General features: G+C 40.8%; 16 protein-coding genes. All 16 read right to left on the bottom strand.

What is annotated here, in order from left to right; all coding sequences use genetic code 11:
• Window positions 1-69 precede the first annotated feature (69 nt).
• Window positions 70-453: a TIGR02530 family flagellar biosynthesis protein gene (locus UB51_RS12595; RefSeq protein ID WP_044877589.1), complete on the bottom strand. Its 384-nt coding sequence runs from the start codon at window positions 451-453 to the stop codon at window positions 70-72.
• Window positions 450-1,028 carry a flagellar hook capping FlgD N-terminal domain-containing protein gene (locus UB51_RS12600; protein ID WP_044877590.1) on the bottom strand — a complete coding sequence of 193 codons (579 nt, stop codon included), beginning with the start codon at window positions 1,026-1,028 and terminating at the stop codon, window positions 450-452. Before UB51_RS12600 ends, UB51_RS12595 begins: the two co-directional genes overlap by 4 nt.
• Window positions 1,029-1,044: 16 nt before the next feature.
• Window positions 1,045-2,448: a flagellar hook-length control protein FliK gene (locus tag UB51_RS12605; protein ID WP_044877591.1), complete on the bottom strand. Its 1,404-nt coding sequence runs from the start codon at window positions 2,446-2,448 to the stop codon at window positions 1,045-1,047.
• A 49-nt stretch (window positions 2,449-2,497) separates the two neighbouring features.
• Entirely contained in the window at window positions 2,498-3,442 is a 945-nt protein-coding gene (locus UB51_RS12610) for a MotE family protein (protein ID WP_052675907.1), read from the bottom strand.
• 52 nt (window positions 3,443-3,494) lie between these two features.
• Complete coding sequence (gene fliJ / locus UB51_RS12615; protein ID WP_044877593.1) at window positions 3,495-3,938, bottom strand: flagellar export protein FliJ; 444 nt, start codon at window positions 3,936-3,938, stop codon at window positions 3,495-3,497.
• 10 nt (window positions 3,939-3,948) lie between these two features.
• Window positions 3,949-5,268: a flagellar protein export ATPase FliI gene (gene fliI / locus UB51_RS12620; RefSeq protein ID WP_044877594.1), complete on the bottom strand. Its 1,320-nt coding sequence runs from the start codon at window positions 5,266-5,268 to the stop codon at window positions 3,949-3,951.
• Window positions 5,255-6,103 carry a FliH/SctL family protein gene (locus UB51_RS12625; protein WP_044877595.1) on the bottom strand — a complete coding sequence of 283 codons (849 nt, stop codon included), beginning with the start codon at window positions 6,101-6,103 and terminating at the stop codon, window positions 5,255-5,257. Before UB51_RS12625 ends, fliI begins: the two co-directional genes overlap by 14 nt.
• A complete protein-coding gene (gene fliG / locus UB51_RS12630) occupies window positions 6,096-7,112 on the bottom strand; it encodes a flagellar motor switch protein FliG (RefSeq protein WP_044877596.1) in 1,017 nt (338 codons plus the stop codon). The genes UB51_RS12625 and fliG overlap by 8 nt, the downstream gene beginning before the upstream one ends.
• A gap of 11 nt (window positions 7,113-7,123) precedes the next feature.
• Window positions 7,124-8,701, bottom strand: a complete 1,578-nt coding sequence (gene fliF, locus UB51_RS12635; protein WP_044877597.1) for a flagellar basal-body MS-ring/collar protein FliF — start codon at window positions 8,699-8,701, stop codon at window positions 7,124-7,126.
• A gap of 34 nt (window positions 8,702-8,735) precedes the next feature.
• Entirely contained in the window at window positions 8,736-9,047 is a 312-nt protein-coding gene (gene fliE, locus UB51_RS12640; RefSeq protein WP_044877598.1) for a flagellar hook-basal body complex protein FliE, read from the bottom strand.
• 49 nt (window positions 9,048-9,096) lie between these two features.
• The gene (flgC, locus tag UB51_RS12645; RefSeq protein ID WP_044877599.1) at window positions 9,097-9,549 is read right to left on the bottom strand and encodes a flagellar basal body rod protein FlgC; all 453 of its coding nucleotides are present in this window, start codon (window positions 9,547-9,549) and stop codon (window positions 9,097-9,099) included.
• Window positions 9,550-9,554: 5 nt separating this feature from the next.
• Window positions 9,555-9,962, bottom strand: coding sequence for a flagellar basal body rod protein FlgB (flgB, locus tag UB51_RS12650; RefSeq protein ID WP_044877600.1), 408 nt, complete (start codon window positions 9,960-9,962; stop codon window positions 9,555-9,557).
• A 400-nt stretch (window positions 9,963-10,362) separates the two neighbouring features.
• On the bottom strand, window positions 10,363-11,763 hold the full coding sequence (gene hslU / locus UB51_RS12655) for an ATP-dependent protease ATPase subunit HslU (RefSeq protein ID WP_044877601.1): 1,401 nt from the start codon (window positions 11,761-11,763) through the stop codon (window positions 10,363-10,365).
• Window positions 11,764-11,803: 40 nt separating this feature from the next.
• Window positions 11,804-12,346 carry an ATP-dependent protease subunit HslV gene (gene hslV / locus UB51_RS12660; protein ID WP_044877602.1) on the bottom strand — a complete coding sequence of 181 codons (543 nt, stop codon included), beginning with the start codon at window positions 12,344-12,346 and terminating at the stop codon, window positions 11,804-11,806.
• A 24-nt stretch (window positions 12,347-12,370) separates the two neighbouring features.
• Window positions 12,371-13,702 (bottom strand): FADH(2)-oxidizing methylenetetrahydrofolate--tRNA-(uracil(54)-C(5))-methyltransferase TrmFO, encoded by a 1,332-nt coding sequence (gene trmFO, locus UB51_RS12665; protein WP_044877603.1) that lies wholly within the window; start codon window positions 13,700-13,702, stop codon window positions 12,371-12,373.
• Between the two features lie 21 nt (window positions 13,703-13,723).
• Window positions 13,724-15,829, bottom strand: coding sequence for a type I DNA topoisomerase (gene topA / locus UB51_RS12670; RefSeq protein ID WP_044877604.1), 2,106 nt, complete (start codon window positions 15,827-15,829; stop codon window positions 13,724-13,726).
• Window positions 15,830-15,849: the final 20 nt, after the last annotated feature.

The raw sequence follows: 15,849 nt of genomic DNA on the forward strand, positions 1-15,849 counted from the left end.
CCTTGTTAAGTACATGGACTGCATCAATCGATCCGCAAGTCCACTGGCTCTCCTATTCGGGCCAGCCAGTTATGAAATAATGACAGCACTATCAATCTGAGTAAACACGTTATCTTTCATAGAGTTTCCATCCATAGCAGTTACAACAGTCCGATTAGGAACGTTTACAATTAGAGCCATATCCTTAAACAAAATTAATGATTCCTTACTTCCTTTAGCTGCTGCTTGATTAACTGCGTTGGATATGCTTGCCATTTGTTCTTGCTTAATCTCAATTCCCCGCTGCTCAAGTCTTTTCATAGCATGGTTACTAAATTTAAGCATGTTATCCTGTAATAGTTGCTCAAAGGAGCCACTTTTCTGTTCGCCTTGAGATACTCTCTGACTAGAAGATTTAGAAACTGGATATATTTTGGAGGGATAAAGTTGACCAATGGTCATCCGATCACTCATATTGCTACCTCATTTGCCTCTGGTTCTTGATCAGTTTCAAGTTCAGAAGAAGTACTATCATTCTGAGTTGTAGTATTCGCAAGATTAACAGCACTATCTGAATCAGGATTACTTGGTATTGTGTTATTCTCATCGGGGCTACCTATTTCAATAATCTTAGAAACAGGAATAGCTAGATCTCCTACAGCAGCATATTGAATACCATCGCGAATAATAATGGAGGTCACAATTCCACTCTTAATTTGTGAGTTAGTTCCGGTACTTTGGTTGGCATCCTCAACCCAGCTGACTTTAGAACCGATTAAACCTGATACACTACCTAGAGATTGGTTTGAAGCAGATAGTTGAGTCGATATATTCATCAGTTGTTCAACAGATGTAAATTGAGCCATCTGAGCAATGAATTCTTTGTCTTGCAGGGGCTGAGTAGGGTCTTGATTCTGTAATTGCGTGATCATGATTTTCAAGAACTGATCCTTACCCATCGTTTGTGTATCCTTCTTACTTGCAGTTGCTACATTAGCAGCTGAGTAGTTGGGCCACATATTTTTTGTCGATATAATATCTGAAGCCATCTTTTCACCTCCATCTCTATGCTTTAGCTGTAAATGTACTACCCTCACCTGATCCTTCTTGTCTACTCAACCACTCATTTATTTCTTCAGTGAGTTCTGCAACTACTAAGGAATCATCAGTCTGGCCCTCACGCTCTTTCGATCTGCGATTCGATTGCTGCTGTCCTGAATTGGGTTGGCGACCGTCATGATACATTTGAGATTGAAGAGATTGGTTCTGTGTAACTTCCAACTTTTCAACATTTAGCCCTTGTGATTGTAGAGCGGATCGCAGTTGTGACATTTGCTGCTCGAGCAATTCCTTAGCTCCTGCATGTTCTGTCATAAAACTAGCAACCATTTGCCCGTTTAACATCGTAATTTTGATATCAACTTGGCCTAAGTGCTCTGGATAGAGAGAGATTCTAGCTTCTGTCATTGCATTGGTCTTTACAATATCCAACTTATTAATGATAAATTTTGAAATTTCACTAGCAAATTGTTCTACAGGTACAGGAGCTGCCGCTACCACTAATGGGGTCTTTAATCCATCTCTCATAACAAGCTGTCCAGCTGTAACGGTACTTTGTCCTGGCAGATTAGATTCTTCATTGGTTACAGTTTCATTGGCTTCATCTGTTACTAAAGCGTTTATAACCGTAGCTTGAAGAGTTGATTGTTCAAGTCCTGATCTAAGTTGATTCAATGGAGTGGCAAGTGGTGTTGCTACCTTCACATTCACTATTGAATCTGTTGTTAAATGGTTTGTATTCTTATTCGTTAGGTCTATCGAACTACTTAATTGTACGTTATTGGATAGCGAAGCTTTGGATTGTTGTGCCTCTGCCACTGAAACTTCCTGTACTAGACTTTGAAAAGAACTTAATAATTTTACTGCCTCAGTAATTCCATTAACCGATGTTTCTGGACTTTGCAGCTTCGTTACTAACTGCGCTAGAGCATCCTGGATAGCAAATCTGATCGTAGAAGGATGTTCTGCTAACAGTGGCAGGGAAGTTCCCTCTCCTTGATCAGCTTCCTGAGTAGCACTACCATTCTCATTTATTGCTGTATTAACCTGTTGTAACCAAGCTTGCAATACTAACATCAGTGACGGATTTTCTTCTATTACATCATCTAGTTTTTCCGTTTCACTAAGAAGGCCTTCTAGCATTTGAGTGAGTGACGTAGTTACTTCCTCTTCCTCAGCACTACCGACCAACACGTTTTGTAACAATCCTTCTAGCAATGTGGCAGTTCCTGAAGTGGAAGCTTGAAGATCCGCTACTTCACCTTGCATTAGCTGTGACAATGCCTGATTGAAATCAAGTGATAATCCACCAGCTGTAACAGCACTGTCACCCGCCGCCTTCGAGCTAGCTGTTCCACCTTTACTTGTTGCAGAAGTATTCATGTTCATACTTTGAGATATTAACGTCATCGTATTTTCACCTCCTCCCGAGTATCTTGAAATACAAGATAAAATAACTCTACTTAGAACTCATAAGCTTGTTCAGAATTTTTGCTGTTGTTGCCGAATCATCAGTAGACATTTTCCCAAGGATCGCTGATCGGGTTACATTGTCCACTGAATTCAATATGGTTAATACTTTATCAGGACTGATCTTGTATGTTTGAAATAAGAGATCCGCAGCACTCTTTGGTGTCATCGTAGCAAAAGTTTGACTTAGCTGGGTCTCATTTAGTTTTGTTGATGCTGGAGTTGAAGTTGCTGCTGTCTGATTTTTCTTTAACCTAGACTGTAGCGCGGCTACCTGTAGATCCGTCGAAGATTTAGCTTCTTTCATCAAAGTTGTCACTTCGGCAGCCACTTTCGGATCCATTTTCTCCAAGATTGCCACTCTGTTGGGTGTCTTCATGGCTTCAAACAATAGTACAATTTCCTCTTGCGTGAGATTCTGAATAATAGGTGCTGATTTTCTAGGATTCATATCAGCATACATTTTAGCAAGATCATTGATTTGCTGCTGATAGCTACTAATTTCAGTTTCTCCACCCGCTGCAGCCACTGTTGCTTTATCAGCTATCTCCTGCTTCATTGTATCTATTTGCGTTTGAAGCTCTTGGACCTTGTTCTCTTGCTCAACCTTGCCCTCAGTAGCCTTAACTAATGCAGCTTCTTGCTCACTAAGCTTATTTTTAAGCTCTTCATTAGTAGCTTCGGTACTTTTGAGCTGATCCTTCGTTTTATCTAATTTGCTCTTCTCCGGATCAAGACTCGGATCTGGAACCCACTTCTCAACAATAGGAACCTTGTTAGCAAGTTCAAGAAAAGTATTTCGTATATTTGTATTAAATAGAGCTAGTAGAACACCAAGAAGAACAATAGTAAAAACAATAGGAATCATAAATAACAAGAACCGTTCGAATCCTCCTGATGTTTCATTCTCTACTTCAAAATCATTTTGAGCCACTCTTATTCCTCCCTAAGGGGCAAAACATTTAGTGCACCCTCCGATGATGTTTCTATCGGCTGTTCATAGCAAATCTTACAGTCGCTATTTCATCCAGTTCGTTTTGTTCCTTGAGGAGCATTTCATGCTGAAATTTATCCTTTTCCTTATCACGTGATTTCATCCATACCTTTTCATCCAACATCTTGTTCGTTAAATGATCTTTACTTTTAATGACAACAACGTTTGCTCTATGAACATCAGATTGTTTTCTCTTAATACATTGATCTAAATGTTCAACGTAAGTTTGAATCACTCTAATTTCAGCAACAGAGGCCGCATTCTCAACATCCGATTGAAGTTGGTCTGTCATTTGCTTACGATTAGTTTGAAATTCATGCAACGTTCTTTCTTCATCCTGAAGTTTACCGATCGCAGTTGACAGCATCCACTCTGCTTGACTTTTCTCATTGCTTTTCAAATCCACAATATTCTGAAACGCATAATGAAATCTCATTCTTCAACGGTCATCTCCTCGAAAATTCGGAAATCAAACGCTCTTGTACTTCTGCCAGTGTGACCTTCTCATCTACTTTTTGCTTACTAAAGTCCCAAATACTCTCTATGAAATCCATAGACTCATCAATCCCTGCATTTGAGCCCCTCTGATATGCACCAATATTAATTAAATCCTCAGATTCTTTATAGACTGCGAGCAATCTTTTAAAGTTCTCAGCAGCTGCATTTTGCTCATCTGTCGAAATGTCCTTCATCACCCGGGAAATACTCGCCAAAATATCGATTGCAGGAAAATGCCCCTTATTTGCGATATTTCGATTCAACACGATATGTCCATCTAATATACCGCGTACGGCATCTGCAATAGGTTCATTCATATCATCGCCATCTACCAGGACTGTATAGAAGGCTGTAATAGACCCTGTAGGTCCCGTCCCAGCTCTCTCTAGCAACTTCGGCAGATTGGCAAAAACAGACGGTGTATAACCTCTCATCGCTGGTGGTTCACCAACTGCAAGTCCAACCTCACGCTGTGCCATCGCATAACGAGTGACCGAATCCATCATCAACATGACATTCATACCCCGATCACGGAAATACTCCGCTATAGTTGTTGCTATAAGCGCACCCTTGATGCGAATTAAGGCTGGTTGATCCGAAGTAGCAACGATAACTACTGAACGCTTCAAACCTTCTGGACCTAGATCACGTTCAATGAAATCTAATACTTCGCGCCCACGCTCACCGATAAGCGCTATGACATTGACATCGGCTGATGTGTTTCTAGCAATCATACCCATCAAAGTACTTTTACCTACACCAGACCCCGCAAAAATCCCTACCCGTTGCCCCTTACCAATGCTTAACAAGCCATCTATAGCCCTCACACCTATGCTTATAGGTTCAAGTACCCTCGGGCGATTAAGAGGGTTAGAGGGCGCTCTGAAGGTAGAGCTGAACGCCATTCGAGTTGGGATCATCGACCCATCCAAAGGCTGACCTAAACCATCTAGTACTTTTCCCAAGAGCTCTGAGCCCACTTGGATACTAAGCGGCTTGCCTGTCCCTACGACATCGCAACCAGGACCTATTGACTGCAGTTCGCCCAGTGGCATCAAGAGTACTTTATTATCACGAAAACCTACTACCTCTGCTTGAAGTGGCTTTGAGCTTTTACTTGGATAGATTAAACATACATCACCAATGTTGGCATCAGGGCCTTCCGACTCTACCATTAGACCAATGACCTGTGTCACTTTTCCATTTACTCGCACAGGATCAAGCGGACCTAAATGATCAATATATCGCTGGCTATCAAGCACCTTCATCCTGATTACCTCGCTCCTCATTATCAAGTGCTATACGGACAAGTTCTTTTTTAATTTCAGTAAGCTGAGTATCAATTCGAGCATCTACACTACCAAAGGAAGATCTGATAACGCATCCGCGATCCTTCACTGTAGCATCAGGTATAATTTTAAGTTCAGCCTGAGAATCAACAGCCAGACTGAGTTCTTCTCTCGCTGCTTCTACAAAAGAATAGTGAGAAGGTGACACACATAACGTAATGACGCCTTGCTCCCTCTTGCGTGATAAACTTCTCCTGATTAGATCAATCATATAATCAGATTCGAGCGTCAATTGTTTATCAATCACTTTCTCAGCGATGGATGTACTTAGCTCTACCAAAAAAGGTTCAGCTTCTTGAATGATTTGATTCTTGGTCTGATAAGCCTCTTCAAGCACACTCTGAGCCTCGTCCATCATTACTTCCACTTTTAAACGAAGCTCTTCCTCAGCCTTAACTCGGCCTTCGTTATAGCCCTGCTCGAACCCCTCTGACTTAAGAGCTTCAATTAGATGCTCGTCTTGTTCTCTGCGCTCTACCCACCATTGTTCAATGGTTTCTTTAGCTGCAGATAATACTCGTTCCGCTTCATCTGATGACTCACGAATTTGTCGTTCTGCAAATTCCTGTGCATCTTGAAGCATCTCTCGCTTCAATCGTTCTGTCTCAACATCTACCTGTATAACTGTCGGCTCGACTTCCTCTTCTATTTCTTCTTGAGGCTCAGCTTCTGACGTAATATACTGTCTGGCTAGATCTAATTCCTTTAGCACTTCTATAGGCACATATTGGGAATTCTTGATCAAATTAGACAATAATATCATCTCCCCCACCGCGAGCAATAATGATCTCACCGGCTTCTTCCAGTCTACGAATCGTGCCTACAATACGTGTCTGAGCTTCCTCAACATCACGCAGCCTCACAGGACCCATATACTCCATTTCTTCCTTGAACGATTCTGACATACGTTTCGACATATTCCGGAATACGACATCACGGACTTCTTCGCTAGCCACTTTAAGCGCAAGCTGTAGATCTGCGTTCTCAATATCACGAATAATTCGTTGTATGGAACGATCATCCACATTAACAATATCTTCAAATACAAACATACGTTTCTTAATTTCTTCTGCCAATTCAGGATCTTGAATTTCCAGAGCATCGAGAATGGTCCGTTCAGTACCTCGGTCTACACCATTTAGTATTTGAACAATGGATTCAATCCCGCCTGCATTGGTGAAATCTTGCGTTACCGTTGACGATAACTTTTGTTCCAATACTCGTTCAACTTGGTACAGGACTTCAGGTGATGTACTGTCCATAACAGCAATTCTACGTGCAACATCAGCCTGTTTTTCCTGAGGTAACGAAGAAAGAATAGCAGAAGATTGATCGAATTGTAGATAAGATAACACCAACGCAATCGTCTGCGAATTTTCGTTCTGAATAAAGTTTAAAATCTGATTAGGATCTGCTTTACGAGCAAAGTCAAAGGGTCTAACTTGAAGATTTGCCGTTAAGCGATTAATGACTTCAAGCGCTTTTTGAGGACCCAGAGCTTTCTCGAGAATCTCTTTAGCGTAATTGATACCACCTTGAGAGATATATTCTTGAGCGAGACAAATTTGATGAAACTCTGCAAGAATCATTTCCTTTTCTTCAATATCCACTTGACGTACGTTAGCAATTTCGAGTGTTAATTGTTCAATTTCCTCATCACGTAAATGTTTAAAAATTTGAGCAGATACTTCTGGTCCCAAGGTGATGAGCAGTAAGGCAGCCTTCTGACGACCGCTCAACCCCTGATTAGTTGATTTTGCCAATAAACCCACCTCTATTCATCAGCCAGCCATGTCCGCAGCAAGTTGACGAATTCATCCGGTTTCTTTTTCGCCAATGTTTCGAGCTGTTTACGCACTTGACTTTCGTTGGTCATACTTTCCATAGTAATGGAAGGGAATTCTGTAGGAACTTGAAGAGGGACATCTTCTTCGAGCTCTTCTTTATTTTTACGACGTCGATAAATTAGGTATCCACCAAGCGCTAAGAGTGCTATAGCACCAATACCAATCCCCCACAGTACAGCTGGTGAGAGCCTTACTCCAGTCGTTTCTGCAACATTGCCACCAAAAGTTTGTGAGAAGACCGAAACTTTTTTAGCTAAATCATCGTCTGTATATGTAACACCCGAATCGGCAATGGATGCTCTAACAATATTCACTAAAATGTTCTCAATAGCATCTTGGGTTGCTTGGTCCAAAGTTGTTTGACCCGTAGGTGGTTCAACTGCCACATTAATGGTTAAATCTTTAACAGTGTAAGGACTAGATATAATATCTCTAGTGATTCTGTTCACTTCAGAGTTTACCGTTTTGGATAATTCTTCAGAACTTGTGGTCCCCGTACTTGAAGTACTTGGATATGTTGGAACCTCCTGATCTCCTGTGCCAGCCACACCGCTATCAGGACTGCCTGTTCCCGTGTAGTTCTTCGATATTTCTTGAACACTGATCTCGATTCCCTTCATGTTCTCAACATCGACTGGAGTGACCAGTTTCTCATTACTTTGTACTTTATCGAAGTTAAGCTTGGAGACGACTAGTACATCTACTTTGTCCGGCCCCATGAACTTGGATAGAAATTTCTTTACATTCACACGAACATCATTCTCGAATCTCTTCTGAAGAGCAAAGTTCGCTTCTACTGCAGTTGTCAATCCACCTTGTCCACCCTTAGTTGTTGAGAGCAGTTCAGTTTCATCATCTGAAATTGTAATATTCTCTATGGGTAGATTAGGAATCGCTGTTTTTACGAGATTATAATAACCATCTATTGCTTCTTGACTAGGGCTATACGTAGGTTTGAATTTCAAAACAACAGATGTTGATGCTTTATTTTGTTCGTCCGTACTAGCGAAAACACTTTCTTCCGGCAGATTAATCAGGACCTTTGCATCTTGTATGCCATTCATACGTTTCAATAATTGCTCAACTTCACCATTCAATGCGTTGTTGTACTTCACATTGAATTCACTATCTGTCATACCAATGGCCGAAGAACTTTCTTCAAAAATCTTATAACCAATAGAACCATTTTCTACGATACCTTTTGAACCAATATCTACCTTAACACGAGATGATTCAGTGCTAGGTACTGAGATGCTTTTTCCATCCGAACTCAACTTGTAAGGAGTACCACTTCCATCTAGTGAAGCCATAATCCCTGCTGCATCTGTAGAGTTCAGATCCGTAAATGCAACCTCATACTCTGTCTTAGAGAACACCATCGTTAGAATAACTGCTGTCACTATAATTAAAGCTATTGTTGATATAAATAATGTCTTTTGAATTCTACTAAATTTACCCCAATATTGGACAATCTTATCCCTATATTGGCTCATTCTTTCATTCACAATGTCACCCCACCCAAATCTCAGCTAGTTACAATTATATTTGTGTTCGCATAATTTCTTGATAGGCTTCAATCGCCTTGTTTCGAACCTGTGTCGTAAACTGTAAACTTAGCAAAGCCTGTTCAGCGGTGATCATAGCTTGATCAACATTGACTTCACCTAGCATCAACTTTTCAGTCATATTACTAGCACTTTTTTCTTGTTCTGACACTTGATTAATCGCATCCTTCAAGTAATCACCGAAATTCTGTAATGATTCTGAAGGTGACGAAGATACCTGAGCCGTTTTAGTATCAAGCTGTAATGGTTTAATCACTTGGGTGTTGAACATCGTGTTTTGTATCATTAAATTCCCTCCTCTATGTCTAGGATTTATCGTTTACAGGAACTCATTACTAGCGACCAATTTCTAAAGCTTTCATAATCATAGACTTAGATGCATTTAGTGCCGTCACATTCGCTTCGTATGATCGTGATGCAGAAATCATATCCACCATCTCTTTAGTAATGTCAACGTTAGGCATTAATACATAACCGTCAGCATCAGCATCAGGATGTGTTGGATTAAATACTGGTTTTAAGGGTGCGCTATCTTCCTCAATCGACTTAACTCTAACACCATTACCTACTGTTTCTTTACCATTCATTTGTGACTGTAGCATACTTGAGAAATCAGTTTGATTAGGCGTAAGAACAACCATCTTTCGACGATAAGGTACCGCTTTCCCATCTACGACACTTGCTCTAGTCGTCTGGGCATTTGCAATATTGGATGATACGACATCCATCCGAACACGTTGCGCAGTTAGCGCTGAAGCACTAATTCCAAAACTACTGCTCAAAGTCATTTATCTTATCTCCCCTCAACAGCTGTGCGCATCATTTTAATTTTTTCATTCACTTGTGTAATGTAGGCATTATAACGAAGCTGATTATCAGCCAAGAGGGACATTTCATGCTCAATATCTACGTTATTTAAATTATTATTCATAGCCGTAGATGTATCCTCACTTACAACTGGCAAAGGGACCGATGACGTTGGCCCAATAACAAAATGGCGTTCGTCGGTCCTATTTCCTTTGAGTGCTGGCATACCACCATCCATTGTTTGCTGAAGCAGACTCTCAAAGGACACTTCTGAACGTTTAAAATAAGGTGTATCTACATTAGCAATGTTATTAGAAATGACCTGTTGTCTTTTATTTGCCGCTTGAATGGCACCTTCTAATTTTTGGAAACTTGTTCCATTCAACAAATTCAATTCTGTTCACCCTCTTTCCAAAAATCATTCAAACATCTTATAAAATATTATTCTTGTGAAATACCATAAACCTAATATTACCACATTCAAAACGTAATTCCTCTTTTGTTTCGACAAAATATGTAATTATAAGCGAAGTTTATATAGGACTAGAGTAGAAATTTTTACAATTTTGTCGTAACCTAAGTTTCTTACTGATTGGGATTTTTTACAATGAGAAAAAAGCCCTATCTTTTGTGTAAAAAGAGGGCTTTTTTCTCATTTTTAATTAAATTTTCTCAAAATCATATTTAAATAGGTCTTTCTAGGAAATTAGCCGGATTTTTCATATTCTTAATATCAAAATTCTAGAATTTATTGTTAATTAGTGTTAAAACATTCTTGAAAATCCCATTTTTAGTTATAAAATATACTGACTCAGGTCTCGATCCTGTGCAATATCCGCTAATTTCTCTTTTACGTATTCTGGGGTAATAGTCATACGTTCTAATGTCAATTCCGGTGCTTCAAAAGACAAATCCTCTAATAATTTCTCAAGGATCGTATGAAGTCTACGTGCACCAATATTCTCCGTATTCTGATTCACTGTCGCAGCCATTTGTGCGATCACACGAATAGCTTCTGGTTCGAATTCAAGTTCAATATCTTCCGTCCTAAGCAGATTAACATATTGTTTCGTCAAAGCATTCTGCGGCTCAGTTAATATAGACACAAAATCTTCCAGAGTTAGACTGTTTAGCTCCACACGAATAGGAAATCTTCCTTGAAGTTCAGGAATTAAATCCGATGGTTTGGCAATATGAAAGGCACCTGCCGCTATAAATAGTACATAGTCTGTCTTCACAGGCCCATACTTCGTCATGACCGTAGATCCTTCTACAATCGGAAGAATGTCACGCTGAACACCTTCTCGTGAGACATCCGGACCCGTACCTTTACCCTGGCTCGCTACTTTATCAAGTTCATCAATAAATATAATCCCAGATTGTTCTGCTCTATGAATAGATTCCGTAATCACATCGTCCATATCAATCAACTTCGTAGCTTCCTCTTGAATGAGAACCTCACGAGCTTCTTTGATACTTAATTTACGCTTTTTCGTCTTACGAGGCAAAAGATTACCGAACATTTCTTGCATGTTCATGCCCATTTGCTCATTCCCTTGACTTGAGAACATATCCATCATGGAGGAATGAGTATCTTCGACATCTATTTCAATGATATCATCTTCTAATTTACCAGACAAAAGATTAAACTTCACTTGTCTACGACGCTCTTTCACCCCAGTATCAGGTTCTTTCTCTTCAGGAGGGTTCTGTTCATTATTGTTACCTCCAAAGAGCATCTCAAATGGATTCTTCTGCGTTTTAGAGCCTGCGAAAGAAGGTACCAGTATTTGTACGATTCGATCATTCGCCATCTCCACAGCGCGCTCCTGTACCTTTTCACTGCGCTCCATCTTGACCATCCGAATCGCTGTCTCTACCAAATCTCTTACCATCGATTCAACATCGCGTCCCACATATCCAACCTCAGTAAATTTGGTTGCTTCAACTTTGATAAATGGCGCATTGACCAACTTGGCGAGACGTCTTGCAATTTCAGTCTTCCCTACCCCCGTAGGACCGATCATCAGAATGTTCTTAGGCACAATCTCATCCCGCGAATCCTCAGGAAGCAGATTACGTCGATAACGATTACGAAGAGCTACAGCCACCGACTTCTTAGCTTGTTTCTGTCCAACAATATATTTATCTAGTTCACTTACGATCTGTCTGGGCGTCAACGATTGATTATCCATCATGTATTCCTCCACCCCTCTAAGCTTAGATTACTCTACCTTATAGCTCTTCAACGATAATATTATTATTCGTGTACACACAAATTTCAGATGCAATCTGAAGAGCTTCTCTCGCAATGTCCTTCGCTTCAAGATCATGACTATGACGTTTTAATGCACGCCCTGCCGCTAAGGCAAAGTTCCCGCCCGATCCGATAGCAATCACATCATCATCAGGTTCAATAATTTCACCACCACCTGAAATAAGAAGCATCCCCTCTTTATCCATGACGATCATGAGTGCTTCTAATTTACGGAGGATACGATCTTGACGCCAGTCTTTGGCTAATTCAACAGCTGCACGCTGTAAGTTACCATGGTGTTCTTCTAGTTTACCTTCAAATTTCTCAAACAAAGTAATCGCATCTGCAACAGAGCCTGCAAATCCAGCGATCACTTGCCCACGGTACAGTCGTCTTACTTTCTTAGCTGTAGTCTTCATTATAACACTGTTCCCAAAGGTAACCTGTCCGTCACCTGCAATTGCTGATTTGCCTTGATGTCGTACTGCACAGATCGTTGTTGCATGAAATGTTAAATCCATCTCTATGACCTCCTTTGTTGTTCTTTAATCGAGCTTGGCCAAGCCAGCCTCCCCAATAAAGGACGTGATACTCTCTAAGGCTCTCGCCGCAAGAAGCTCATTCTTTTCCTTCTTATTACGCATTCTTTTCTCGAGATTAGGTAGAAGTCCGAAGTTAGCATTCATCGGTTGGAAATTATCAGAATCCGCCGTAGTAATGTATTTAGCCATACTCCCAATCGTACTTAAGTGAGGGAAAACTATACACTCTTCATTACGAGCTAATTTTGCAGCATTAATACCCGCTATAAGACCTGATGCTGCTGATTCCACATACCCTTCTACCCCTGTCATCTGCCCTGCAAAAAAGAGCCTTTCATTGTTTTTAAGCTGATAGGTAGGCTCAAGAAGTTTGGGTGAATTAATAAATGTATTGCGGTGCATAACTCCGTAACGAACGAATTCAGCGTTCTCAAGTCCCGGAATTAATCCAAATACACGTTTTTGCTCACCCCACTTAAGATGAGTCTGGAACCCTACAAGATTATATAATGTCCCCGCAGCATTATCTTGACGCAATTGCACAACTGCAAAGGGAAGTGTTCCTGTATGTGGATTAACTAACCCAACGGGCTTCATGGGCCCAAAAAGTGCTGTCTGCTTACCACGCTTCATCATGACTTCAATCGGCATACAGCCTTCAAAATATATTTCTTTTTCAAAATCCTTAAGTTGAGCGACCTCTGCAGCAATAAGCGCCTCATAAAAGACATCAAATTCCTCTTCATTCATAGGACAATTCAAATATGCAGCCTCTCCTTTATCATAACGAGAAGCCAAATATACTTTAGTCATATCAATAGAGTCTTTTTCAACAATTGGAGCTGCTGCATCATAGAAATAGAAGTACTCTTGGCCCATCTTCTCACGAATATCTGCTGATAAGGAGGGAGATGTGAGTGGGCCTGTTGCAATAACAACAATCTCATCATTAGGAATATGTGTGATTTCTTCATTAATGACTTCAATCAATGGATGGTTATGTAGAGTGTTTGTAATTTCTCCAGAGAATCCATCACGATCGACCGCTAATGCTCCCCCGGCTGGAACAGCATGTCGATCAGCTGCTCCAAGAACGAGTGAATCCAGCATCCGCATTTCTTCTTTTAATACACCTACTGCGTTGGTTAATCCATTAGCACGTAGTGAATTGCTGCATACTAATTCAGCAAACTGATCTGTATGATGAGCGGGTGTCTTGACGACAGGGCGCATTTCATATAATTTCACAGGAACTCCCCGACTTGCTATTTGCCAAGCGGCTTCGCTGCCAGCAAGTCCCGCACCAATAACGGTTACTTTTTGTGGTTCATTCAACTTCATTACCTCCTGCAATGACTATTCTGCACTATCGTCGGTGTCGTTATCTTCAACCATCTCTACATGATCACACGATGTACATTGTAATTTAACTCCCTGTTTGTTACGCTTCTCAACCATTAAAGAATCACATTTAGGACATGGTTTGAGCGATGGGCGATCCCATGAAACAAATTCACATTCAGGATAACGATTACACCCAAAGAAAATTCTGCCTTTCTTACTACGACGCTCAACCACATGGCCTTCTTTACATGCTGGACAAGTTACGCCAATATCTTTGATGATAGGTTTCGTGTTACGGCAATCTGGAAATCCTGAGCATGCCAAAAACTTACCGAATCTACCCAATTTATATACTAAATGCTTCCCGCACTTTTCACAAATTTCATCAGAAACTTCATCTTCAATTTCTATTTCCTTCATTTCTTCTTCAGCAACTTCCAGTCGCTTCTTGAAAGTTTCATAGAATTCAGCAAGCACCTTTACCCAGTCTTCTGATCCTTCACCCACGTGGTCAAGGTCTTCTTCCATATGTGCAGTAAATTCAACATTCAGAATTTCTGGAAAGAACTGTTCCATCTGTTCAATAACGAGCTCGCCTAATTCCGTTGGCATAAATTTCTTTTCTTCCATTGCAATATAACCACGCTTTTGAATTGTCTCAAGCGTTGGAGCATACGTACTGGGACGACCTATGCCTAGTTCTTCTAGAGTCTTCACCAGTCTTGCCTCTGTATATCGTGGTGGTGGCTGCGTAAAGTGCTGCTTCGGTTCAACCTCTTGTTTGCTCAAAGTATCACCTGATTGAAGCGCTGGGAGAAATTTATCATCATCCGTTGTCCCACCGTCGTCATTTCCCTCAACATACACCTTCATGAAACCAGGAAAACGAACCTTGGAACCAACAGCACGAAACGTTACAGATGCAGCGGTAATATCTACCGAAAGCGTATCCAGCACCGCAGACGACATTTGACTAGCTACAAGACGTTCCCAGATTAATTTATAAAGGCGAAATTGATCACGACTCATAAATGCTTTTACCGTATCAGGTTCCCGAAGGACTGATGTAGGTCTAATCGCCTCATGGGCCTCTTGAGCATTTGCTGCTTTCTTAGTGTACTGACGTGGCGTCTCTGGTGCAAAAGCTTCACCGTATTTCGTCTCAATAAACGCTTTGATCTCTTCTTGTGCAGATACCGCTACTCTCGTCGAGTCTGTACGCATATAAGTAATAAGACCAACTGTACCTTCTTTTCCCAACTCAACACCTTCATACAACTGTTGAGCTACGGACATTGTCTTTGCTGCACGAAAATTGAGTTTACGAGCTGCCTCTTGCTGAAGTGAACTTGTCGTAAAAGGAGCCGAAGGATGTCTTTGGCGTTCTTTCTCTTTCACTTCACTAACGGAATAAGAGGCTCCCTCAATTGCTTTCAAGACTTCTTGTACATCCTCTTCGCGAGAAAGATCCTTCTTCTCTCCGTTCATCCGATGGAATTTAGCTTCAAATTCAGAATCACCCTTGGATAACCGAGCTGTAATACTCCAATATTCTTCCGGAACGAAATCATCAATATCATTTTCCCGGTCCATGATGATTTTAACCGCTACTGATTGTACGCGTCCCGCAGAAAGTCCTTTTTTAACTTTCTTCCATAAAAGAGGACTAATTTTATACCCCACAAGTCGATCTAGAATTCTTCGTGCTTGCTGAGCTTTAACTAGATCCATATTAATTTTACGTGGTGTTTTGAAAGCGTCCTTCACAGCCTGCTTCGTAATTTCATTAAAGACCACTCTACAGCTTTGTGTCTGATCAAGCTCAAGCGCCGTTGCCAAATGCCAAGCAATTGCTTCTCCTTCGCGGTCCGGGTCAGCTGCTAGATAGACATTCTTAACTTTTTTACTAGCACTTTTTAATTCCTTCAAGATCGAACCTTTACCCCGAATTGTAATATACTTAGGATCGAAATCATTCTCAACGTCGACGCCAATTTGGCTTTTCGGTAAATCCCGTATATGACCCATTGAAGCTTTGACAATATACTTACTACCTAGATATTTGCCTATCGTCTTCGCCTTTGAAGGCGACTCTACGATGACGAGTGAATCTGCCATAGATAATCTCCTCTCTTACA

This window comes from Paenibacillus sp. IHBB 10380, from assembly GCF_000949425.1.
GTDB lineage: Bacteria > Bacillota > Bacilli > Paenibacillales > Paenibacillaceae > Paenibacillus_AQ.